Source organism: Streptomyces radicis (assembly GCF_003626575.1).
Taxonomy (GTDB): Bacteria; Actinomycetota; Actinomycetes; order Streptomycetales; family Streptomycetaceae; genus Streptomyces; species Streptomyces radicis.
This window is the reverse complement of the sequence record NZ_RBDY01000041.1, coordinates 1-20855: the sequence shown is the minus strand read 5'-3', so window position 1 is coordinate 20855 and position 20855 is coordinate 1. Positions and strand designations below refer to the sequence as shown.

The 20855-nt window shown below is 72.6% G+C and carries 23 protein-coding genes; 16 read left to right on the top strand and 7 right to left on the bottom strand.

Features of this window, described 5'->3' with window-relative positions; genetic code table 11:
- Nucleotides 1–6: 6 nt before the first annotated feature.
- Both D7318_RS29885 and D7318_RS29880 read right to left on the bottom strand, forming a co-directional pair.
- On the bottom strand, nucleotides 7–1419 hold the full coding sequence (locus D7318_RS29885; RefSeq protein ID WP_120700376.1) for a metallopeptidase TldD-related protein: 1413 nt from the start codon (nucleotides 1417–1419) through the stop codon (nucleotides 7–9).
- Nucleotides 1416–2939 (bottom strand): TldD/PmbA family protein, encoded by a 1524-nt coding sequence (locus D7318_RS29880; RefSeq protein ID WP_120700375.1) that lies wholly within the window; start codon nucleotides 2937–2939, stop codon nucleotides 1416–1418. The genes D7318_RS29885 and D7318_RS29880 overlap by 4 nt, the downstream gene beginning before the upstream one ends.
- Before the next feature lie 318 nt (nucleotides 2940–3257).
- On the opposite strand from D7318_RS29880, the gene fabG reads away from it, so the two are divergent.
- Entirely contained in the window at nucleotides 3258–3977 is a 720-nt protein-coding gene (fabG, locus tag D7318_RS29875) for a 3-oxoacyl-[acyl-carrier-protein] reductase (protein ID WP_113687576.1), read from the top strand.
- Between the two features lie 3 nt (nucleotides 3978–3980).
- A complete protein-coding gene (gene fabI / locus D7318_RS29870) occupies nucleotides 3981–4760 on the top strand; it encodes an enoyl-ACP reductase FabI (RefSeq protein ID WP_120700374.1) in 780 nt (259 codons plus the stop codon).
- 25 nt (nucleotides 4761–4785) lie between these two features.
- Here the strand turns inward: fabI and D7318_RS29865 are convergent, their stop codons facing one another.
- A complete protein-coding gene (locus D7318_RS29865) occupies nucleotides 4786–5472 on the bottom strand; it encodes a FadR/GntR family transcriptional regulator (RefSeq protein ID WP_120700373.1) in 687 nt (228 codons plus the stop codon).
- A 65-nt stretch (nucleotides 5473–5537) separates the two neighbouring features.
- On the opposite strand from D7318_RS29865, the gene D7318_RS29860 reads away from it, so the two are divergent.
- The 4 genes from D7318_RS29860 to D7318_RS29850 all read left to right on the top strand — a co-directional run bounded on the left by D7318_RS29860 (nucleotide 5538) and on the right by D7318_RS29850 (nucleotide 8018).
- Complete coding sequence (locus D7318_RS29860; RefSeq protein WP_408055560.1) at nucleotides 5538–6857, top strand: CynX/NimT family MFS transporter; 1320 nt, start codon at nucleotides 5538–5540, stop codon at nucleotides 6855–6857.
- A 50-nt stretch (nucleotides 6858–6907) separates the two neighbouring features.
- On the top strand, nucleotides 6908–7024 hold the full coding sequence (locus tag D7318_RS34700; RefSeq protein ID WP_268987370.1) for an SGM_5486 family transporter-associated protein: 117 nt from the start codon (nucleotides 6908–6910) through the stop codon (nucleotides 7022–7024).
- Nucleotides 7025–7214: 190 nt separating this feature from the next.
- The gene (locus D7318_RS29855) at nucleotides 7215–7409 is read left to right on the top strand and encodes a hypothetical protein (RefSeq protein ID WP_120700372.1); all 195 of its coding nucleotides are present in this window, start codon (nucleotides 7215–7217) and stop codon (nucleotides 7407–7409) included.
- A 90-nt stretch (nucleotides 7410–7499) separates the two neighbouring features.
- Nucleotides 7500–8018, top strand: coding sequence for a SixA phosphatase family protein (locus D7318_RS29850; RefSeq protein ID WP_120700371.1), 519 nt, complete (start codon nucleotides 7500–7502; stop codon nucleotides 8016–8018).
- Between the two features lie 29 nt (nucleotides 8019–8047).
- On the opposite strand, the gene serB is transcribed toward D7318_RS29850, so the two are convergent.
- A complete protein-coding gene (gene serB / locus D7318_RS29845; protein WP_230424236.1) occupies nucleotides 8048–9283 on the bottom strand; it encodes a phosphoserine phosphatase SerB in 1236 nt (411 codons plus the stop codon).
- Between the two features lie 231 nt (nucleotides 9284–9514).
- Here serB and D7318_RS29840 point away from each other — a divergent pair, with 231 nt between their 5' ends.
- The 5 genes from D7318_RS29840 to D7318_RS29820 all read left to right on the top strand — a co-directional run bounded on the left by D7318_RS29840 (nucleotide 9515) and on the right by D7318_RS29820 (nucleotide 14792).
- Nucleotides 9515–12040 (top strand): FHA domain-containing protein, encoded by a 2526-nt coding sequence (locus tag D7318_RS29840; protein ID WP_120700369.1) that lies wholly within the window; start codon nucleotides 9515–9517, stop codon nucleotides 12038–12040.
- A 169-nt stretch (nucleotides 12041–12209) separates the two neighbouring features.
- The gene (locus D7318_RS29835) at nucleotides 12210–13358 is read left to right on the top strand and encodes a GAF domain-containing sensor histidine kinase (protein WP_120700368.1); all 1149 of its coding nucleotides are present in this window, start codon (nucleotides 12210–12212) and stop codon (nucleotides 13356–13358) included.
- Entirely contained in the window at nucleotides 13351–13989 is a 639-nt protein-coding gene (locus D7318_RS29830; protein ID WP_120700367.1) for a response regulator, read from the top strand. Before D7318_RS29835 ends, D7318_RS29830 begins: the two co-directional genes overlap by 8 nt.
- Before the next feature lie 181 nt (nucleotides 13990–14170).
- Nucleotides 14171–14410, top strand: a complete 240-nt coding sequence (locus D7318_RS29825) for a chaplin (RefSeq protein WP_120700366.1) — start codon at nucleotides 14171–14173, stop codon at nucleotides 14408–14410.
- Nucleotides 14411–14552: 142 nt separating this feature from the next.
- Nucleotides 14553–14792, top strand: coding sequence for a chaplin (locus tag D7318_RS29820; protein ID WP_120700365.1), 240 nt, complete (start codon nucleotides 14553–14555; stop codon nucleotides 14790–14792).
- Nucleotides 14793–14866: 74 nt separating this feature from the next.
- Here D7318_RS29820 and D7318_RS29815 read toward each other — a convergent pair whose 3' ends face one another.
- Nucleotides 14867–15664, bottom strand: coding sequence for a hypothetical protein (locus tag D7318_RS29815; protein ID WP_120700364.1), 798 nt, complete (start codon nucleotides 15662–15664; stop codon nucleotides 14867–14869).
- A gap of 109 nt (nucleotides 15665–15773) precedes the next feature.
- Between D7318_RS29815 and D7318_RS29810 the strand changes: the two genes are divergently transcribed.
- From D7318_RS29810 to D7318_RS29800, 3 genes are all read left to right on the top strand, one after another.
- Complete coding sequence (locus tag D7318_RS29810; protein WP_120700363.1) at nucleotides 15774–16565, top strand: ABC transporter ATP-binding protein; 792 nt, start codon at nucleotides 15774–15776, stop codon at nucleotides 16563–16565.
- Nucleotides 16566–16637: 72 nt separating this feature from the next.
- Nucleotides 16638–17057 carry an NfeD family protein gene (locus D7318_RS29805; protein WP_120700362.1) on the top strand — a complete coding sequence of 140 codons (420 nt, stop codon included), beginning with the start codon at nucleotides 16638–16640 and terminating at the stop codon, nucleotides 17055–17057.
- Between the two features lie 57 nt (nucleotides 17058–17114).
- On the top strand, nucleotides 17115–18068 hold the full coding sequence (locus tag D7318_RS29800) for an SPFH domain-containing protein (RefSeq protein WP_120700361.1): 954 nt from the start codon (nucleotides 17115–17117) through the stop codon (nucleotides 18066–18068).
- A gap of 74 nt (nucleotides 18069–18142) precedes the next feature.
- On the opposite strand, the gene D7318_RS29795 is transcribed toward D7318_RS29800, so the two are convergent.
- Nucleotides 18143–18676: an HNH endonuclease gene (locus tag D7318_RS29795; RefSeq protein WP_120700407.1), complete on the bottom strand. Its 534-nt coding sequence runs from the start codon at nucleotides 18674–18676 to the stop codon at nucleotides 18143–18145.
- Between the two features lie 150 nt (nucleotides 18677–18826).
- A complete protein-coding gene (locus tag D7318_RS29790; RefSeq protein WP_120700360.1) occupies nucleotides 18827–19366 on the bottom strand; it encodes a YbhB/YbcL family Raf kinase inhibitor-like protein in 540 nt (179 codons plus the stop codon).
- Nucleotides 19367–19451: 85 nt separating this feature from the next.
- Between D7318_RS29790 and D7318_RS29785 the strand changes: the two genes are divergently transcribed.
- Together D7318_RS29785 and D7318_RS29780 are read left to right on the top strand one after the other, a co-directional pair.
- A complete protein-coding gene (locus D7318_RS29785; RefSeq protein WP_183091670.1) occupies nucleotides 19452–19874 on the top strand; it encodes a barstar family protein in 423 nt (140 codons plus the stop codon).
- A 23-nt stretch (nucleotides 19875–19897) separates the two neighbouring features.
- A complete protein-coding gene (locus D7318_RS29780) occupies nucleotides 19898–20551 on the top strand; it encodes a DNA-3-methyladenine glycosylase (RefSeq protein WP_120700358.1) in 654 nt (217 codons plus the stop codon).
- Nucleotides 20552–20855: the final 304 nt, after the last annotated feature.

The following is a 20855-nucleotide window of genomic DNA, read 5'->3' as shown; positions in this document are numbered from 1 at the left end:
GAGCCCTCAGACCCCGGGGCTCACCGAGCTCATGTTGAACTCCGGCACCCGCAGCGTCGGCATCGACGTGCGCGGGAAGTACTCGCCCCACTCGCGCGAGCGGCACAGCTCGGCCCGGCTCGCCTCGACGGCGCGGGACAGGAGGTCGACGGGTGACTCGTTGAACCGGAAATTGTTCACCACGCCGACCACCTCGCCGCCCTCCACCAGGTAGACGCCGTCCCTGGTCAGCCCGGTCAGCAGCAGCGTCTTGGGGTCCACCTCGCGGATGTACCACAGCGTGCTGACCAGCAGCCCGCGCCCGGTGTCGGCCACCAGGTCGGACAGGGGGCGCGTCCCGCCCGCGTCGAGCAGCAGGTTGTCGGTGAGCGGGGCCACCGGGAGGCCGGTCAGCTCCGCCGTGTGCCGGGTGGTCAGCAGCCGCCGCAGCACGCCGTCGGAGATCCACTCGGTCCGCCCGATCGGCAGCCCGTTGTCGAAGACGGAAGGCGCGGGGACGAACGTGTCCGTCGACGAGTGCGCCACCACGAACGGCGTCGCCGCCACCCCGGGCGCGCCCGGGTCGCTCGACAGGGTCAGGGGCAACGGCGAGAGCCGCTCGCCCACCCGCGTCCCGCCGCCCCGGCCGCTGAAGACGGTCCTTCCCTCGTGGGCGTCGCGCGCGCCCGCGTTCCAGTACAGATAGGTGATCAGGTCGGCCACCGCCGTCGGCGGCAGCAGCGTCTCGTACCGCCCCGCGGGCAGGTCGATCCGGCGCTCGGCCCAGCGCAGCCGCGTCGCGAGGTCCGCGTCGAGCGCCGCGGGGTCCACGGCGGCGAAGTCGTCCGTCGGCGCGGTCACGAAGGCCGAGCGCCGCCGGTCGGGGGACTTGGCGTTGAGCTCCACATGGCCCGTGTGCTGGTCGTGCCGCCGCCGCAGCCCGGCCGAGGTACCCAGATAGGTGGAGACCACCTCGTCGTTCGCGAAGCCGAACAGCTCGCGCCCCTCCGCGCGCGCCCGCGCGAACGTCTCACCGAGCGCCGGCGCGAACGCGTCGAACGCCGCCGCCGACGTCGCGTCGGGCGCGGCCGTGAAGTCGCCCGCGGGCGCGCCCCCGAGCAGCGCCCGTGCGTCCTCGGCCGACGGCGACTGCCGCGCGGCCTCCTCGGCCGCGCGCACCAGCGGCTCCAACGCGTCGGCGCCCACCGCGGTCCCGCCGACCACGCCGGCGGCTGTGCCCTCGGCGCCGTTCACCGTGGCGATCACGGTCACCCGCCGCCCGCGCGTCACGCCGTTGGTGGTCAGCGCGTTGGCCGCCCAGCGCAGATGGGCCGTCGACGTCTCCTCGACGATCACCACCGCGCCGTCCGCGCGGGACAGCTCGAGGGCGCGTTCGACGATCTCGTGCGGCGCGTCGGCGCCACGCCTTCCGCTGCTCATCTGCCCGACTCCTGGGTGGTGTTGAGGACGCTGATGTCACGGAACAGGGCCGCGGGGCAGCCGTGCGAGACGGCCGCGACCTGCTCGGGCTGCGCCTTGCCGCACATGAACGTGCCGCCCAGCACATAGGTCTCCGGCCCGCCGACGGCCGCCATCGACCCCCAGAAGTCCGTCGTGTTGGCCTGGTACGCCACGTCGCGCAGCTGACCGGCGAGCCTGCCGTTCTCGACGCGGAAGAAGCGCTGCCCCGTGAACTGGAAGTTGTAGCGCTGCATGTCGATCGACCACGAGCCCGCGCCGACGACGAGGATGCCCCGCTCGACCCCGTCGATCAGCCCCGCCGTGTCGGGCCCCTCGGGATCCGGCAGGAGCGAGACGTTGGCCATCCGCTGGAGCGGCACGCGCGCGGACGACTCGGCGAACGCGCAGCCGTTGGACCGCTCGAAGCCCTGGAGCGCGGCGGTCCTCCGGTCCATCTGGTAGCCCACGAGCACGCCGTCCCTGACCACGTCCCAGGACCGCGTCCGCACGCCCTCGTCGTCGTAGCCGATGGTCGCCAGGCCGTGCTCGACGGTCCGGTCGCCCGTGACATTCATCAGCGGCGAGCCGTAGCGCAACGTGCCCAGCTGGTCGAACGTGGCGAACGACGTGCCCGCGAACGCCGCCTCGTAGCCGAGCGCCCGGTCCAGCTCGGTGGCGTGGCCGATCGACTCATGGATGGTGAGGAAGAGGTTCGACGGGTCGATGACCAGGTCGTAACGCCCCGGCTCCACCGACGGCGCGGCCATCTTCTCGGCCAGCAGGCCCGGCAGCTCGGCCAGCTCGGCGTCCCAGTCCCAGCCCGTGCCCCGCAGATACTCCCAGCCGCGGCCCACCGGCGGCGCCAGCGTCCGCATCGAGTCGAAACGCCCGCCGGCCGCGTCCACCGCGGTCGCCGTCAGCTCGGGCAGCACCCGCACGCGCTGCTGGGTGGTCACGGTGCCCGCGGTGTCGGCGTAGAACTTGTTCTCCTGCACCGCCCACAGCCGCGCCATGACATGGCTCACGCCCTCGGCGCCAAGCAGCCCGGCGCTCCAGTCGGCGAGCAGCGCGGTCTTGTCGCCGTCGGGGACGTCGAAGGGGTTGACCTCGTAGGACGAGACCCACGTCCGATCGCCGTGCGACGGCTCGGGCGCCAGCTCCACCCGCCCGTCCGAGCCCGCCGCGGCGATGACCTTCGCGGACAGCCGCGCCATCGCCACCGCCTGCCCGGCCACGGCCGCGGCGCCGTCGGGCGTCATGTCGATGCCCGCGGCGAACCCCCAGCTCCCGCCGTGGACGACGCGCACCGCGTACCCCACGTCGGTGGTGTCGGCGGATCCCGCGGGCCTGGCGTCGCGCAGCACCCAGTTGGCGCTGCGCACCCGCTCGCAGCGGAAGTCGGCGTGCTCGGCCCCCAGCGCCCTCGCCCTGGCCAGCGCCGCGTCGGCGAGGCGGCGCAGCGGTAGCGCGAGGAACGTCTCATCGATGGATCTGGGCACGGAGTCTCCTGTCCTCGGCGGTCATCTGTCCTCGGCGTTCGTCGGACACGGCGTTCGTCCGTCCTCGGCGGTGGCGGCGACGGTGGTCACCCCGGCACGATCATGCCCCGCCACCTCCCGCCGTGTCCCGGGCAAAGGCCGCCCGGCGCACCCCCGTTCGGCACCGCCACGGCCCCTCGCTCTCCCGGCGACGCCGCGGCCGCGTTGTGGAGGACCAACAGATCCCCGGCGGCCCCCCTGTCGCGCCCCGCCCCCCTGGGCGCGGCGCGGGGAGGCTAGGTTTGTCCGGAACACCTGACGCAGAAGGAGGGCAGGCCCTTGAGCCGCTCGGTACTCGTCACCGGAGGAAATCGCGGGATCGGCCTGGCCATTGCCCGTGCCCTCGCCGACGCAGGCGACCAGGTCGCCATCACCTACCGCTCGGGTGAGCCACCGAAGGAGCTGGCCGAGCTGGGCTGCCTGGCGGTGAAGTGCGACATCACCGACCCCGAACAGGTGGAGCAGGCATACAAAGAGATCGAGGACGCGCACGGCCGCGTCGAGGTCCTCGTCGCCAACGCCGGGATCACGCGCGACCAGTTGATCCTGCGGATGTCCGAGGAGGACTTCCAGGCCGTCCTCGACACCAACCTCACCGGCACCTTCCGCGTGGTCAAGCGCGCGGCGCGCGGCATGCTGCGCGCCCGCACGGGCCGCGTCGTGCTGATCTCCTCGGTCGTGGGCCTCCTCGGCTCGGCCGGGCAGGTCAACTACGCCGCGAGCAAGGCCGCCCTCGTCGGCTTCGCGCGCTCCCTCGCCCGCGAGCTCGGCTCGCGCAACATCACGTGCAACGTGGTCGCCCCCGGCTTCGTCGACACCGACATGACCAGGGCGCTCCCCGAGGAGCGGCAGGCCGAGATCGTCGGCCAGGTGCCGCTCGGCCGGTACGCCGAGCCCGCGGAGATCGCGGCGGCCGTCCGCTTCCTGGCCTCGGACGAGGCCGCGTACATCACTGGAGCCGTCATCCCGGTTGACGGCGGATTGGGCATGGGGCACTGACACATGGACGGACTGCTCGCAGGCAAGCGCATCCTGGTCACCGGGGTGCTCACGGACGCCTCGATCGCGTTCCACGTCGCGCGGCTCGCGCAGATGGAGGGCGCCGAGGTCGTGCTCACGGGCTTCGGCCGGCTGAGCCTGGTGAAGCGCATCGCCCAGCGGCTGCCCAAGGAGGCGCCGGTGATCGAGCTCGACGTGCAGAACCAGGAGCACCTCGACTCCCTCGCCGCCAACGTCGCCGAGCACCTCGGCGAGGGCATCGGCCTCGACGGCGTGGTGCACTCCATCGCCTTCGCGCCCCAGGACGCCCTGGGCGGCAACTTCCTGAACACCGGCTGGGAATCGGTCGCCACGGCCGTCGAGGTCTCGGCGTTCTCCCTCAAGTCCCTGACGATGGCCCTGCTCCCGCTGCTCGAGCGCCGCGGCGGCTCGGTCGTGGGCCTCGACTTCGACGCCCAGGTGGCCTGGCCCAAATATGACTGGATGGGCGTGTCCAAGGCGGCCCTCGAGGCCACCTCGCGCTACCTCGGCCGCGACCTGGGGGACCGCGACATCCGGGTCAACCTGGTCTCCGCGGGCCCGCTGAAGTCCATGGCCGCCAAGTCCATCCCGGGCTTCGACGAGCTGGCCGACATCTGGGACAACCGCGCGCCCCTCGGCTGGGACCTCGCCGACCCCGAGCCCGCGGCGCGCGGCGTGGTCGCGCTGCTGTCGGACTGGTTCCCGAAGACCACGGGCGAGATCGTGCACGTGGACGGCGGCGTCCACATGATCGGCTCCTGAGCCCGGCCGCCCCTCACACCGCCCCTCACACCGCCGCGCGCGGGATCAGCCCCCGGCAGATCAGCGCGTACGAGCCGGCCTCGGTGGCGGCGGCCTCGGCGTCCGCCGCGGTGATCGCCGCCACCAGGCCCGCGTGCTCGACATAGTCCTCGGCGCGCAGCTCGTCCCCCACCTCCTCGCGCAGGAACGACCGCACCACCGTGCCGAGATCGGCGTAGAGCGCGGTCAGCACCTCGTTGTGCGACGCCTTGACCACCGCCATGTGGAACGTCGCGTCCGCCTCGACGAAGCGCTCCACGTCCCCGTCGGCCCACGCCGCCTCGCGCCGCCCGAGCAGCGTCTCCAGCTGCCGCAGCTCCTGCGGGGTGCAGCGCCGCGCGGCCAGCCGCGCCGCGCCCGCCTCGAGGGTGGAGCGCATCTCGGCGACGTCCTGCGGGGCCGCGTCGGCGAACCTGCGGTGCATCACCCCGGCCAGCTCGCTCGTGGCCACCACATAGGTGCCCGAGCCCTGCCGGATGTCCAGGAGCCCGTTGTGCGCCAGGGCCCGGATCGCCTCCCGCACGGTGTTCCTCGCGACGCCGAGCTGCTCGACCAGCTCGGGCTCGGTCGGGATGCGCGAGCCGACCGGCCACTCCCCCGAGGTGATCTCCTGGCGCAGCTGGCTGATCACCTGATCCGCCAGCGCCGAACGTCGGGGCGCGGTAAGTGACATATCTCTCCCGGGATGTCCGAACCCCTCGGGCAAGGGATTCATCCCATGATTCTATGATGCGTTGCATGGGGTTGACGAAGGATGACCGTACTCTCCGGAAGACTTCCCCCGCACCGCGGCCACCGCACGACGCCGTGCGGGGGGCCGGATCCGGCCAGCGGCGCGCGTGGCTCGTCCTCGCGCTGATCCTGGCGGCGCTCAACCTCAGGCCCGCCATCTCCTCGCTCGGCCCCGTGCTCGCCGAGGTCCGCGCCGACCTCGGCATGAACGGCACCGTCGCCGGGCTGCTCACATCGCTGCCCGCCCTGTGCTTCGGCCTCTTCGGCTTCGCCGCCCCGCGCCTGGCCCGCAGGTTCGGGCCCGCCGCGGTGGTGATCGCGGGCCTCGTGGCGCTCACGGTGGGGCTCGCGCTGCGCTCGCTCATGCCGACGACCGTTCCGTTCCTGCTGACCACGACGGTCGCGCTGGCCGGGATAGCCGTGGGCAACGTTCTGATGCCCGTGCTCGTCAAGCGCTGGTTCCCCGACCGCATCGGCACGATGACCGGCGTCTACGCGGGCGTCGCCGCGCTCGGCGCCGCCGTCTCCGCCGCGATGACCGTCCCGCTGACCGGCGCGCTCGGCGACAGCTGGCGCCTCGGCATCGGCGTGTGGGCCGTCGTCACCGCCCTCGCCCTGCTGCCCTGGCTCGCCGCCAGGCCCTCCTTCCGGCGCGCGGAGCTCCGAAAGGGCGGCGCGGGCGGGGGAGAAGGAGAAGGAGAGGGACGGGGAGCAGGGGGAACGGGCTCGGCCGCCGCGCCGCCCGTGCCGTCCCTGGCCCGCTCCCGCACCGCCTGGGCGCTCGCCGTCTTCTTCGGACTCCAGGCCACCGCCGCCTACATCACCCTCGGCTGGGCCTCCCAGATCTTCCGCGACGCGGGCGTCGGCGCGGGAACGGCCGGGCTGCTGCTCGCCCTCGTCATGGGCCTCGGCGGCCCGCTCGGCTTCGTCGTCCCGCGCGTCGCCGCCCGCATGCGCCACCAGGGCCCGTTGGTCGCCGTGCTCGGCGCGTGCGGCCTCGTCGGCTACGCGGGCCTGTGGCTGGCCCCCGCGTCGGGCGCCTGGGTCTGGGCCGTCTTCCTCGGCGTCGCCAACTGCGCCTTCCCCGTCGCCCTCACCATGATCGGCCTGCGCGCCCGCAGCGCCACGGGCGTCGCCCGCCTCTCCGCGTTCGCCCAGAGCGTCGGCTACCTGATCTGCATCCCGGGGCCGCTGGTCATCGGCAGCCTGTACGAGGCCACCGGCGGCTGGGACGTGCCGCTCGCCGTGATGGCCGGGCTCATGGCCGTCCAGATCGCCGTCGGCGTCGTCGCGGGGCGGGACCGCCGCGTGGAGGACGGCGACTGAGGGGCGAAGGCGACTGAGGTGGGACGCGTGGGCCATGGGACAATGGCCGCATGCCAGCGCTCGAACCCCACCCCACCGGCGGCCAGCGGAAGCTCCTCCAGATCCTCGGCGCCATGCTCGGCATCAGCGTCGTGATCGCCGTGATCGCGATCATCGCCTCCCCCTGACGTTCCCCCGACGCCTCCCGATGCCTCCCGAAGGCCCATGGTGGTGCCAGCCCCACCGTCCCCTAGGGGGTCAGGTTCAGGGGGGACTGGGTGGCTCACCGGATGGGCCCGCGCCCGGCGCGTTGCGTAGGTTGGACTCACCGGCCGGGGAACAGAGTTGACCCCGGCGCCCGACCGAGGGAGACCCGTCATGGCCGCCCCCCACGCGAATCGTTCAACGGGGGACATCCGCCTGCGCTGGTGGGCCGTCGCACTCCCGGCCGCCGCGTTCGTCGCCCTGCTGATGCTGCTCGTCTCCGGCACGGAGGCCGACGCGGCCACCGACACCCCGTGGCAGCCCGTCGGCGACCTGGTCGCCCACGTCCACGCCGCGCTGCTGCCCTGAGAGCGGGCCCCGCCCCCACCTGGGCATCAGGGCCTTTCCGATTCCCAACCACCCGCGCCCGCCCACTCCTTTCGTGCGAAGCTGGGGCACATGAGCGTCGATGTTCCCCGCAGGATCGTTCTTCTCCGACACGCCAAGGCCGACTGGCCGCAGGTGCCCGACCACGAGCGTCCCCTGGCCGAGCGCGGCCGCAAGGACGCGCCGGCGGCCGGGCGCTGGCTCGCCGGCGCCGGCGTGGCCCCTGATCTGACCCTCTGCTCCACCGCGGCCCGCGCCCGCGAGACCTGGAAGCTGTTCGCCCCCGAGCTGCCCGAGCGCCCCAGGACGGTCTACGACGAGCGGCTCTACGAGGCCACGCTCGGCGAGTTGATCGCCGTGATCAACGGCACGGACGACGCGGTCAAGGACCTGATGCTCGTCGGCCACAACCCCGCGGTCCACGCCCTCGCCGACGCGCTCGCCGGGGCGTCGGACGGCGACACCCGCGAGCGGATGAACCGAGGCGGCTACCCCACCTCGTCGCTCGCCGTCCTCAGCCTCAGCGGCGACTGGAAGGCGGTGGAGCACGGCTCCGCCCGCCTCGTCGCCTTCTGGAGCCCGCAGTCCTGACGCACGCCGGACCCCGGGGCACGCACGCGTCAGCCCTGGGCGTCCGCCGCCTCGACCTCTTCCCTGGTGATCCCCAGCAGGTAGAGGACCGTGTCGAGGAACGGCACACTGACCGCCGTGTGCGCGGCCTCGCGCACCAGCGGCTTGGCGTTGAACGCCACCCCGAGCCCCGCCGCGTTGAGCATGTCCAGGTCGTTGGCCCCGTCGCCGATGGCCACCGTCCGCGTCAGCGGCACCCCCGCCTCATGGGCGAAGCTCCGCAGCAGCCTGGCCTTGGCCGCCCGGTCCACGATCTCCCCGACGACGCGCCCGGTCAGCCGCCCTTCCGCCACCTCGAGGGTGTTGGCCGCGGCGAAGTCGAGGCCGAGCCGCTCCCGCAGCACATCCGTCACCTGGGTGAACCCCCCCGACACCACGCCCACCTGGCAGCCGAGCCGCTTGAGCGTGCGGATCAGGGTCCTGGCGCCCGGCGTGAGCCGCACCTCGTCGCGGACCTTGTCCACCACCGACGCGTCGAGGCCCGCGAGCAGCGCGACCCTGGCGTGCAGCGACTCCTCGAAGTCCAGCTCGCCCCGCATCGCGGCGGCCGTCACCTCGGCGACCTCGCGCTCGCAGCCCGCGTGGGCCGCGAACAGCTCGATCACCTCGTCCTGGATCAGCGTGGAGTCCACGTCCATCACCACGAGGCGCGGCGCCCGGCGTTGCAGCCCCGAGGCCACCACCGCCACGTCCACCGCGCGCGCCGCCGCCTCCGTGGCCAACGCGGTGCGCAGCGCCTCCGTCGCCACTCCCGACACGTCGAACTCCACCGCGGTCACCGGGTACTTGGCCAGCCGGTAGATCCGGTCGATGTTCCCGCCCGCCAGCGTTATCCGCGCGGCGATCGCCGCCGTCACCTCGGCGCTCAGCGGGTGTCCGAGCACGGTGACGTGCGAGCGGCCCGCGCCCCGCGCGGGGTTGTCGCCGAGCCCCGAGATGATCTCGGCCTGCACGCCCGCCGACTCGGCCCACGAGTGCACGGTGGCGCGCAGCTCGCCCTCCGTGCCGGTGCCGGGCGCGGGCATGGTCACCAGGGCGCAGAGCGTGATCCTCCCGCGCGTGACGACCTGCTCCAGATCGATGACGTCCACGGCATAGGCGGCCAGAGTCTCGAACAGCGAAGCGGTCAGTCCTGGCCGGTCCCTGCCGAACACCTTCACCAGCAACGTGGGAACGCCAGGGAGCACGCCCTCAGCGGATTCCTCGGCCATATGTGCAAGGGTCATGGTTCTTCCACGGTAGCCGCTTCCGGCGTCCACGCCATGTCCGTTCCGGTGCGTGGACGCGGCCTTGAGGTGAACGTCACGGAGCTACGCACGCTCTGCACCAGCTTGGTGACTTTCGGGGGGCGGGTTCCCGATCGCCGCCGGAGCCTGGAATAGTTCCCCCACGATGTTCAAACATCCCAAGACCTCCTGGCGGGGGTCTATTCGGGGGACAACTTTGTGGGGCATGGAGTGCCGGAACTCGTACTCGAATTGAACGGACAAACCTGGATATTGGATCCGACCAGGTCGTACCAGGTGGGCAGAGACCCCCAGGGCGACGTCGTCCTCCAGGACTCCCGCGTCTCGTGGCGGCACGCCACCGTCCGCTGGGTCGGCCAGGGCTGGATCGTGGAGGACCACGGCAGCACCAACGGCACCTACGCCCAGGGGCAACGCGTCCAGCACCTGCCGCTCGGCCCCGGCGTGGTCGTCCATCTGGGGAACGCCGCCGACGGTCCGCGGCTCACGTTCGCCGCCGGCGGCGCGCACGTGCCGCACCAGCAGCAGGGCCAGCAGTACCCCGCGCAGGGCCAGTACCCGGCGCAGGCGCAGTACCCGGCCCAGGCCGCCGCCATGGCGGGCCACCCGCCCGCGATGCCCCAGGGACACCAGCCCCCGGCCCAGCCACCCCAGCAGCAGCCACCCCAGCAGCAGCCGCCGCACCAGCCGCCGCCGCAGCAGGGGAGCGGGGCGGCGGGCGCCGACCGCGGCGCCACCAGCCTCCACCAGCTCGCCGTCGGCCAGGTCACCCGCATCGGCCGCGCGCTGGAGAACGAGCTGGTCGTCTCCGACCTCCAGGTCTCCCGCTTCCACGCGGAGTTCCTCGCGCACCCCGACGGCCGCTTCGAGATCCACGACCTCGGCAGCCACAACGGCACCTATGTCAACGGCCAGCAGCTGCCCAAGAACGGCCGCCAGTACCTCGGCCAGAACGACACGGTCGGCATCGGCCACTCGACGTTCCGCCTCGTGGGCAGCCAGCTCCAGGAGTACGTCGACACCGGCGAGGTCTCCTTCTCCGCCCGCCACCTCACGGTGCAGGTGAACAACAACCAGCTGACGATCCTCAACGACGTCTCCTTCGGCGTCCCCGAGAAGTCCCTGGTCGGCGTCATCGGCCCCTCGGGCTCGGGCAAGTCCACGCTGCTGCGCGCCCTCACCGGCTACCGCCCCGCGACCTATGGCGAGGTGCTCTACGACCACCGGAACCTGTACACGCACTTCGCCGAGCTGCGCCACCGCATCGGGCTGGTCCCGCAGGACGACATCCTGCACACCGCGCTCCAGGTCAGGCAGGCCCTCAGGCTCGCCGCCAAGCTCCGCTTCCCCGGCGACGTCGCCGACGCCGAGCGCAACGCCCGCGTCGAGGAGGTCCTCGCCGAGCTGAAGCTGAGCCACCACGCCGAGAAGCGCATCTCCTCGCTCTCCGGCGGCCAGCGCAAGCGCGTCTCCGTCGCCCTCGAGCTGCTGACCAAGCCGTCGCTGATCTTCCTCGACGAGCCCACCTCGGGCCTCGACCCCGGCATGGACCGCGACGTCATGCAGCTGCTGCGCGGCCTCGCCGACGACGGCCGCACCGTCCTGGTCGTCACCCACTCCGTCGCCGAACTCGGCCTGTGCGACCGCGTCCTGGTGATGGCCCCCGGCGGCGGCGTCGCCTACTTCGGCCCCCCGGACGAGGCGCTCAACTTCTTCGGCTACGACACCTGGGCCGACGTCTTCTCCGCGTTCGAGAACTACCGCGACTACGACTGGATGGGCCGCTGGCGCGGCTCGCAGCACTACCAGATGTACGCCGCCGACCTGGACGCCGCGCAGCCGCAGCCCCAGCAGTACTGGCCCGTCGCGCCCGTCCAGCAGAAGGCGCAGACCTGGGGCTCCCAGGTGCTCACGCTGATGCGCAGATACGCCGCCGTGATCATGGCCGACAAGGGCTTCCTCGGCCTGACGATCGCCCTGCCCATCGTCCTCGGCCTGGTCAGCACGTTCATCCCCGCCGACCACGGCCTCGGCTACGGCCCGGTCGAGAACGGCGGGCGCAACGGCGACGCCAGCATCATCCTGCTGATCCTCGTCGTCGGCATGTGCTTCACCGGCTCGGCCAACGCGGTCCGCGAGCTGATCAAGGAACGCGTCATCTACGAGCGGGAACGCGCCGTGGGACTCTCACGGTCCGCGTATCTCATGTCAAAGGTCTTCGTCCTCGGCATCGTCACCGTCTTCCAGGGCGCCCTGCTCAGCATCATCGGCTTCTTCCCGCGCGACATGCCCCCCGAGGGCGTGATCATCGAGGGCTCGCCCGCCCTCGAGATGGCCTTCGTCCTGATGGTCCTCGGCTGCACCTCGATGATGATCGGCCTGCTCATCTCCGCCCTGGTCCGCACCTCCGAGATGACCATGCCGCTGCTCGTCATGATCTCGGTGGTCCAACTCGTCTTCACCGGCGCGCTGTTCCAGGTCCACGGCAGCCTCGGCGTCGAGCAGCTCGCGTGGCTGATGCCCTCCCGCTGGGCCCTGGCGGGCACCGGCTCGACGGTCGACCTCAACGTCCTGACCGCCTCGCCCGCCGCCGAGCCCGACCCCGACCCCATCTGGAAGCACGAGGCCGGGTACTGGCTCCTCGACGTCACGATGCTCGTCCTCATCGCCGTCGCCTGCGGCTTCCTGGTGATGAAGTTCCTGCGGCGCCACGAGCCCGAGGTCATGCGCGACTGACCCGCCACCCCCGACCTGGCCCACGGCGGCGGGCGCCCACCCACGGGCACCCGCCGCCCGCCGTCCACCCGCCGTCCGCCCTCCGCCCCCGGACCTAGGTCCACCGTCGCAACGCCGCCCCCGCCCCCGCCCGATCCGGCCGGGTGCCCTCACGCGTTACCTTCTCCCCATGGGCCCACGCACGGGGCTCGCCGCCGTCAGCGCGGCGCTGCTCGCCATGAACCGCACCCTCCAGGTGCGCGACGTCCTCCAGACGATCGTCGCGTCCGCGCGCGAGCTGCTCGACGCCCGCTACGCCGCCCTCGGCCTGCCCGACGGGAACGGCGGGTTCGCCCAGTTCCTCGTGGACGGCGTCAGCGACCGCCGGTGGAAGGCCATCGGCCCCCTGCCCCGCCAGCACGGCATCCTCGGCGCGATGCTCAGGAGCGCGACCCCCGTCCGCCTCGCCGACGTCCGCCGCGACCCCCGTTTCGAGGGCTGGCCCGGCGCCCACCCCGAGATGTCCGACTTCCTCGGCATGCCCATCGCCGACGGCGAGGAGGTCCTCGGCGCCCTCTTCCTGGCCGACAAACGCTGCCCCCCGGGCCGCCGCGGCCCCGACGGCTGCGCGTTCACCGCGGAGGACGAGGACCTGCTCCGCCTCCTCGCCGAGCACGCCGCCATCGCCCTGACCAACGCCAGGCTCTACGAGCGCAGCCGCGAGCTGACCATCGCCGACGAACGCGCCCGCCTCGCCCACGAGCTGCACGACGCCGTCGCCCAGAAGCTGTTCTCGCTGCGCCTCACCGCCCAGGCCACCGCCACGCTCCTCGACCGCGACCCCCGCCGCGCCAGGGCCGAGCTGGCCCAGGTCACCTCGCTGGCCGCCGAGGCCGCGGACGAGCTGCGCGCCGCCGTCATCGAGCTGCGCCCCGCCGCCCTGGACGAGGACGGCCTCGTCGCCACCCTCCGCGCCCAGACCCAGGTCCTCGACCGCGCGCACCCCGCGCGCGTCACGTTCGACTGCCACGCCTCACGCGCCCTCCCCGCCGCCCACGAGGAGGCGCTGCTGCGCGTCGCCCAGGAGGCCCTGCACAACGCCCTGCGCCACGGCGACCCGCACACGGTCAGGGTCTCCCTCCTCCACCGCGGCGTCGGCACCGTCCTGCGGATCGCCGACGACGGCACCGGCTTCGACCCCGAGGCCGTCCGCACCGCGGGCCGCCACCTCGGCCTGGTCTCCATGCGCGACCGTGCCGCCTCGGTCGGCGGCCGGCTCACCGTCGTATCCGCGCCCGGCGAGGGCACCACGATCGAGATGGAGGTCCCCGGTGGCTGACGCCATCCGCGTCCTGCTCGTCGACGACCACCAGGTGGTCCGCCGCGGGCTGCGCACGTTCCTCGAGGTCCAGGACGACATCGAGGTCATCGGCGAGGCCGCCGACGGCGCCTCGGGCGTCGCGCGCGCCGAGGAGCTGCGCCCCGACGTGATCCTCATGGACGTCAAGATGCCGGGCAGCGACGGCGTCGAGGCCCTGCGCCGCCTCGGCGAGCTCGGCAACCCCGCCCGCGTCCTGATCGTCACCAGCTTCACCGAGCGCCGCACCGTCGTCCCCGCCCTGCGCGCGGGCGCCGCAGGCTATGTGCACAAGGACATCGACCCCGACGCCCTCGCGGGCGCCATCCGCTCCGTCCACGCCGGGCACGTCCTGCTCCAGCCCGAGGTGGCGGGCGCCCTGCTGGCGCGGGAAGGCTCGGGCGAGAACAGCCGCGCGGGCTCGCTCACCGAACGCGAGCGCGAGGTGCTCGCCCTGATCGCCCGCGGCCGCTCCAACCGCGAGATCGCCAGGGCGCTGGTCCTCTCCGAGAAGACCGTGAAGACCCATGTCTCCAACATCCTGATGAAGCTCGACCTGGCCGACCGCACCCAGGCCGCGCTGTGGGCCGTGCGCCACGGGATCTCTGACTGACCCACCCCCGGCCCGTTACCCCACGGAGGCCGACGACGCCAAGCCGGGCGTCACCGTCCGGGATGAGATTCATACCGTCGTGTGGATGTAACCCGTTCAGCGCAACTCCCAGGAGCCCCAGGCGTTGTGCAGGTCACGCCGCGGCGAGTGGCCGCGGCGGTCGTGCAAGGAAGGTCTGGAAGTGAAGAACCTCAAGAAGGCCACCGCTGTCACCCTGATGGTCGGCGGTCTCGCCGCCGCCGGTGCGGGCGTGGCCTCGGCCCAGGCGAACGCCGCCGGCACCGCTCTGGAGTCCCCCGGCGTCGTCTCGGGCAACCTCGTGGAGGTGCCCGTCCACGTCCCGGTGAACGCCGGCGGCAACTCCGTGAACGTGATCGGCGTCCTGAACCCCGTCTGGGGCAACGTCGCCACCAACAACTGACCGGTCCTTCCCCGGACGGAGCGTTGGGCCGAACGTGGGTATCGGGCGCCTCGCCCGTGCCGCGCGCTCGGCCCGCGCGTTGTGCAGCGTGCGACTCCGTCGCCGGAGTCCTTGCACAGTTCCGTCCAGGAGGATCCCAACCATGAACACTGCCAAGAAGGTCGCCTTCGTGCTGGCCGCCACAGGAGCCGTCGTGGGTACCGTCGCCGGCGCCGCTTCCGCGGATTCGGCCGCCGGGGGCGGGGCGGTGGCCTCGCCCGGTGTCCTCTCGGGCAACCTGCTCCAGGTGCCGCTCAGCATCGAGCCCAACATCTCGGGGAACACCCTGAACCTCGTCGGCCTGCTGAACCCCGCGTTCGGCAACACGGCCGTCATCCGCTGAGCCACCGCGCCGTAAGGGCCCCGGGAACGCACGCCGTTCCCGGGGCCCTTCGCTTTCCTCCGCTCCCCGCCCCCTCAGCCCCGCTGGCGCTCCAGCTCCTCCGCGTACGCGTTGTACGCCGCCACCCTCGCCCGCCGCGCCGCGCGCTCCACCGCCCGCAACACCCGGTCACGCTCGGCGATCTGCGCCGCGCTCACCGCCGCGCCGTGCCCCTCGCCCGCCGCCTCGTCCGCGATGTCCACCAGCGCGCCCACCCGCCCCGCGAGCTCGAGCACCCGCACCGCGCGCGGCGGATACCCGGGCGCGAGCAGCTGCCGCCCGCGTTCCATCCGCGCCCGGTACGCCTCGAGCCGCGTCATCGCCATGGGCCCGGCCCCCGCGACATCGAGCCGCGTCAACGCCTCCGTCGCCTCCCGCAGCACCTCGGCGAGCTCCCGCTCCGCCTCGCCGAGCGACGGCACGTCCGCGGGCGCCGCGGGCCGCACCGGCAGACAGCGCCACACCACATCCGTCAGCACGTCGCCCGCGGGGCCCACCTCGTCGACCTCCGGCACGAGCCCCAGCGGGCAGCCGGACGCCAGCACCGCCTCACCCGCCTCGATCGCCGCGGAGTTGAACGCCGCGGGGCCGCTGAGCCCCAGCGGGTGCCCGGGCGCGGGCAGCGCGATCCGCAGCCCCCGCACCCCCAGCGCCCGCATCCGTCCGAACGCGAGCGTCAACCCGACGGCGCCCGGCTCATCCGGCAGTCCGACGACGCGGTGCACCGTATCCGTGCCCACCGCGCCCACCATGGCGTCATCGGGGGAGACAAGTCCGGCGAACAGGGCATTGCCCCAGGCGGCCAGCCGCCCCGCACGAGGTTCATCCAGCATGCCCTCTACCTTAGGGAGGTGCGTCCAACAAGCCTCCTGACGCAAGGCGACGAGAGGCCGTGGCGTAGGTTTGTGACCGACGGCGACTGCAAGGGGAGATACCGCGCGCATGAGCGATGTACTGGAGCTGGTGGACGTATCCGTGGTCCGCGAAGGCCGGCCTCTGGTGGACAAGGTCTCCTGGTCCGTCGCCGAAGGCGAGCGCTGGGTCATCCTGGGACCCAACGGGGCGGGCAAGACGACGCTGCTGAACATCGCGTCGAGCTACCTCTTCCCGACCTCGGGAACCGTCCAGATCCTCGGCGAAAAGCTCGGCGGCGTCGACGTGTTCGAGCTGCGCCCCCGCATCGGCATCGCGAGCAGCGCGCTCGCCGACAAGCTCTCCCGCCGTCAGACCGTCCTCCAGACGGTGCTCACCGCCGCCTACGGGATGACCGCGGGCTGGCAGGAGAGCTACGACGACGTGGACGAACGCCGCGCCCGCGCCTTCCTCGACCGGCTCGGCATGAGCGCGTTCCTCGACCGCAGATTCGGCACCCTCTCCGAGGGTGAGCGCAAGCGGACCCAGATCGCCCGCGCGATGATGACCGACCCCGAGCTGCTTCTCCTCGACGAGCCCGCCGCCGGGCTCGACCTGGGCGGGCGCGAGGACCTGGTCCGCCGCCTCGGCAGGCTGGCCCGCGACCCCTACGCCCCCTCGATGCTCATGGTCACCCACCATGTCGAGGAGATCGCCCCCGGGTTCACCCATGTCCTGCTGATCCGCCAGGGCAAGGTGCTGGCCGCGGGCCCCGTCGACGACGTCCTCACCTCGGCCAACCTCAGCCGCTGCTTCGGCCTCCCGCTGATCGTCGAACGCCGCGCCGACCGCTGGACCGCCCACGGCCTGCCGCTCTCCTGACCGTCGCCCGATCCGGCCCACCTCCCCAACGAGCCCTGTTCCACGCCGCGTTCGGCGCACTACCATGAGTTGATGGACTTCTGGGTGTGGTGGCTCATAGCCGCCGGAGGATTCGCGATCGCTCTCGTCCTCACCACCATGCCCGAGCTGGGCATGCTCGCTATCGGCGCGGCCGCCGCCGCCCTGACGGCCGGTCTCACCGACAGCCTCGTTCTCCAGGTCGTCGTCTTCGCCGTCGCCTCCACGGCCCTGATCCTGGCCGTCCGGCCGCTCGCCCGCCGCTCCCGCGACCAGCTTCCCGCGCACCGCAGCGGCTCCGACGCGTTGATGGGCCGCTCCGCGCTCGTCCTCGAGCGCGTCGACGCCCACACCGGGCGGATCAAGCTCGCCGGGGAGGTGTGGTCGGCCCGCTCGCTGGGGGAAGACACCTACGAGCCGGGCACGCAGGTCAGCGTCGTCGAGATCGACGGAGCCACGGCCGTCGTGATGTGATGGCCCGGTAGTTCACCGACAATCATCCCAACTCGTCCAACTGCAAGGGGAGTCACGATGGACGCCATCATCATCGTGCTGGTCATCCTGGTGGTGCTGGTCGTCATCGCCCTCGTCCAGACCATCCAGGTGATCCAGCAGGCGAGCGCCGCGATCGTCGAGCGCTTCGGCCGCTACACCAGGACGCTGAACGCCGGCCTGAACATTGTCGTTCCGTTCATCGACCGCATCCGCAACCGCATCGACCTCCGCGAGCAGGTCGTACCGTTCCCGCCCCAGCCGGTGATCACCCAGGACAACCTCGTGGTGAACATCGACACGGTCATCTACTACCAGGTGACCGACGCCAGGGCCGCCACCTACGAGGTCTCCAACTACATCCAGGCCATCGAGCAGCTCACCGTCACCACGCTGCGGAACATCATCGGCGGCATGGACCTTGAGCGCACCCTGACCTCGCGCGAGGAGATCAACGCCGCCCTCCGCGGCGTCCTGGACGAGGCGACGGGCAAGTGGGGCATCCGCGTCAACCGCGTCGAGCTGAAGGCGATCGAGCCGCCGACGTCCATCCAGGACTCGATGGAGAAGCAGATGCGCGCCGACCGCGACAAGCGCGCCGCGATCCTCCAGGCCGAGGGCGTCAGGCAGTCGGAGATCCTCCAGGCCGAGGGCGCCAAGCAGTCCGAGATCCTGCGCGCCGAGGGTGACGCCAAGGCCGCCGCGCTGCGCGCCGAGGGCGAGGCCCAGGCCATCAGGACGGTCTTCGAGGCCATCCACGCGGGCGACGCCGACCAGAAGCTCCTGTCGTACCAGTACGTCCAGATGCTCCCGAAGATCGCCGAGGGCGACGCCAACAAGCTCTGGATCGTGCCCAGCGAGATCGGCGACGCGCTCAAGGGACTCGGCGGCAACCTCAGCAAGTTCGCCAACGGTGGCGGCGGCGGGAACGAAGCGCCCCCCCAGTCCTCCCTCGACAAGTCCGTCCCCCCGCAGCAGCCCCGCGTCGACTGACGACCGAGCACGCGACAGGGGGGCCGTTCCCCCGCATCCGAGGGAACGGCCCCCCTGTCACACGCCCTCGCGCCTCACGCCGACGCGGCCTCGGGCAGCGCCCCCGCGCCCGTCACGGCCAGCCAGTCCGGCAGCGCGTCCCCGTCCTGCGCCCCCACCGCGAGCAGCAGCGCGTCCGCGGGCGTCGGCTCGAACGGCGGGGCCAGCATCCGCATCCCGGCCTGCGCCGGCGTCCGGTTCGCCTTCCTGTGGTTGTCCTCGGCACACGCCGCCACCGTGTTCAGCCAGGTGTCCCCGCCGCCCTGGGAGCGGGGCACCACGTGGTCGATGGTGGTCGCCCTGCGGCCGCAGTACGCGCACCGGTGCCGGTCACGCACCAGGACGCCGCGCCGCGACCACGGGGCGCGTTGTCGGAAGGGCACCTTCACGAAGCGCCTGAGCCTGATCACCTGCGGCACCGGCATGTCCACCGCCGCCGCCCGCACGCGGAGCCCGGGGTGGGCGTGCTCCACCAGGGCCTTGCGCTGCATCACCAGCACCACGGCCCGCCGCAGTGACACCGTCGAAAGCGGCTCGTAGCTCGCGTTGAGCACCAGAGTCTGCCGCACCCCGCCCACCTCCCGTTCTTCTCCCCCGCCCCGCGGCGGGCTGCGTCCACTGTGCCCCCGGCCCCGCGGGCGGACAATGCAATTTCCCCGGGGTCCGCGGGACAGGAAACCGAAGGGAACGGAAACGCCGGATGAAGCGCGGCCCTCGGCTCAGCTCTCCGCGGGGTTCTCGTACTCCCCGATCAGGTGCGCCCGCCCGATCGCGTGGAACCGCAGCATGAACCCGACCTGCGCGGGCGTCGCGTTCTCGTCGGGGCCGAGCTCCTCCTTGTCCACTGCGTAGACGGTGAAGACATAGCGGTGCGGCCCGTCCCCCGGCGGCGGCGCGGCGCCCCCGAAGTCCCGTGTGCCGTAGTCGTTCCGCGCGTGCACCGCGCCCGCGGGCAGCCCGGCCTTTTCCCCGCTGCCCGCCCCCGCGGGCAACTCGGCGACGGACGCGGGGATGTTGAACAGCACCCAGTGCCAGAACCCACTGCCCGTCGGCGCGTCGGGGTCGTAACAGGTCACGGCGTAGCTCCGCGTGCCCTCGGGGGCCTCCGCCCACCGCAGGTGCGGCGACGTGTTGCCCGCCGCGAAGACCTGGCCGTCCCCCAGGCGCCCGCCGTCGCTGACGTCGTCGCTGAGCACCGTGAACGAGGGCACCCGCGGGTGGAAGTCATGGGGGAGCGGACGCCTCTGCGGCTGGGACATGAGGAACCTCCTTAACGTCGTGATCACTGGCGCCGCTAGCCTAGGGCCAGGCCCTCGGCCCTGTCCTGGCCAGCGGGAGGAGACGATGACCAGCCACCGGGAGCACGGCGAGGACGTCGGGATCCCCCTCGCGCCCGGGGTCCACCGGTGGCTCCCCGGCGCCACCGAGGCCGGTGCGGAGGCCGCGCTCCGCCGGGCCGCGAGCGAGGGCCGCCGCGCGACCGCCCTCGACCTCACGGCCGTTGTCGACAAGGAGACCTTCCTGGCCGAGTGCGCCCGCGCCCTCGACCTCCCCGGGTGGTTCGGCGGCACATGGGACTCCCTGTACGACTGCCTGATCGACCTCTCGTGGTGGGGCACCCCGCGCGGCTACCTGATCGTGGCCCGCGGCTGGCACGCCCTCGAACGGAACGCCCCAGGCCTCACCGGGACCCCGGCCGGGATCGCCGAGGACGCCACGGCACACTGGCTGAGCCGGGCCACCCCGATGACCGTGCTCCTCGGCTGAGCCGGACGACGACCGGAAGGACCATGGACACCCTGCCCCGCGACTTCTTCGACCGCCCCGTCCTCGACGTCGCGCCCGACCTCCTCGGCCGCACCCTTGTCCGCCACCTGCCCGAGGGCGAGATCACCCTGCGCCTCACCGAGGTCGAGGCATACGCGGGCGAGGCCGACCCCGGCTCCCACGCCTACCGCGGCCGCACCGCCCGGAACGCCACGATGTACGGCCCCCCTGGCCACGCGTACGTCTACTTCACCTATGGCATGTGGTACTGCCTCAACCTGGTCTGCGGCCCGAAGGACCACGCCAGCGGGGTCCTGCTGCGCGCGGGCGAGGTCAGCTCGGGCGCGGAGCTGGCCCGCGCCCGCCGCCCCAGGTCGCGGACCGACGCCGAACTCGCCAGGGGGCCCGCCCGGTTGGCGACGGCCCTCGAGGTGGACCGCGTCCTCGACGGCACCGACGTCTGCTCCGCCGACGAGAAGGCACCCCTGCGGGTCCTTCCGGGCAAGCCCGTCGCGACGGGCTCGATCAGCACGGGTCCGCGCACGGGCGTCGGGGGCGACGGCGCCGCCCACCCGTGGCGCTTCTGGATCACCGACGACCCCAGCGTGAGCCCCTACCGGGCCCACCAGCCCCGCCGCCCGAGGACGCGACTTGACGCACCCGGTCCTGGGTCGTAACGTAGGTCGAGTCGCCTGAAGCGGATATCGCCCCACAGAGTCGAAAGACTCGCGGGAGCGGCTTCGCAGGCGGACCACTCAGCTCAGCACGACTTTCCCCCACCGGGGTCTCTTTCGGCACGCCGAAAATCCGGAGCGGGAAACGGGGTGCGGAGCACTCCGAGAAGTCCGCTAATATGGTGGACACAGCGAAGGGAAACGCCCGGAGGGTCCTGAGAGGGGCTTGAAGGAAGTGTCCGTTCCTTGAGAACTCAACAGCGTGCCAAAAGTCAATGCCAGTTGTATTGATGAAGTATGTTCAGCG

Coding starts and splice junctions, on each gene's coding strand:
- D7318_RS29885 (WP_120700376.1), bottom strand. CDS start 1,419: ATGAGCAGCGGAAGGCGTGGCGCCGACGCGCCGCACGAGATCGTCGAA.
- fabI (WP_120700374.1), top strand. CDS start 3,981: ATGGACGGACTGCTCGCAGGCAAGCGCATCCTGGTCACCGGGGTGCTC.
- D7318_RS29865 (WP_120700373.1), bottom strand. CDS start 5,472: ATGTCACTTACCGCGCCCCGACGTTCGGCGCTGGCGGATCAGGTGATC.
- D7318_RS29860 (WP_408055560.1), top strand. CDS start 5,538: ATGGGGTTGACGAAGGATGACCGTACTCTCCGGAAGACTTCCCCCGCA.
- D7318_RS34700 (WP_268987370.1), top strand. CDS start 6,908: ATGCCAGCGCTCGAACCCCACCCCACCGGCGGCCAGCGGAAGCTCCTC.
- D7318_RS29855 (WP_120700372.1), top strand. CDS start 7,215: ATGGCCGCCCCCCACGCGAATCGTTCAACGGGGGACATCCGCCTGCGC.
- D7318_RS29850 (WP_120700371.1), top strand. CDS start 7,500: ATGAGCGTCGATGTTCCCCGCAGGATCGTTCTTCTCCGACACGCCAAG.
- serB (WP_230424236.1), bottom strand. CDS start 9,283: ATGACCCTTGCACATATGGCCGAGGAATCCGCTGAGGGCGTGCTCCCT.
- D7318_RS29835 (WP_120700368.1), top strand. CDS start 12,210: ATGGGCCCACGCACGGGGCTCGCCGCCGTCAGCGCGGCGCTGCTCGCC.
- D7318_RS29820 (WP_120700365.1), top strand. CDS start 14,553: ATGAACACTGCCAAGAAGGTCGCCTTCGTGCTGGCCGCCACAGGAGCC.
- D7318_RS29815 (WP_120700364.1), bottom strand. CDS start 15,664: ATGCTGGATGAACCTCGTGCGGGGCGGCTGGCCGCCTGGGGCAATGCC.
- D7318_RS29810 (WP_120700363.1), top strand. CDS start 15,774: ATGAGCGATGTACTGGAGCTGGTGGACGTATCCGTGGTCCGCGAAGGC.
- D7318_RS29805 (WP_120700362.1), top strand. CDS start 16,638: ATGGACTTCTGGGTGTGGTGGCTCATAGCCGCCGGAGGATTCGCGATC.
- D7318_RS29800 (WP_120700361.1), top strand. CDS start 17,115: ATGGACGCCATCATCATCGTGCTGGTCATCCTGGTGGTGCTGGTCGTC.
- D7318_RS29790 (WP_120700360.1), bottom strand. CDS start 19,366: ATGTCCCAGCCGCAGAGGCGTCCGCTCCCCCATGACTTCCACCCGCGG.
- D7318_RS29785 (WP_183091670.1), top strand. CDS start 19,452: ATGACCAGCCACCGGGAGCACGGCGAGGACGTCGGGATCCCCCTCGCG.
- D7318_RS29780 (WP_120700358.1), top strand. CDS start 19,898: ATGGACACCCTGCCCCGCGACTTCTTCGACCGCCCCGTCCTCGACGTC.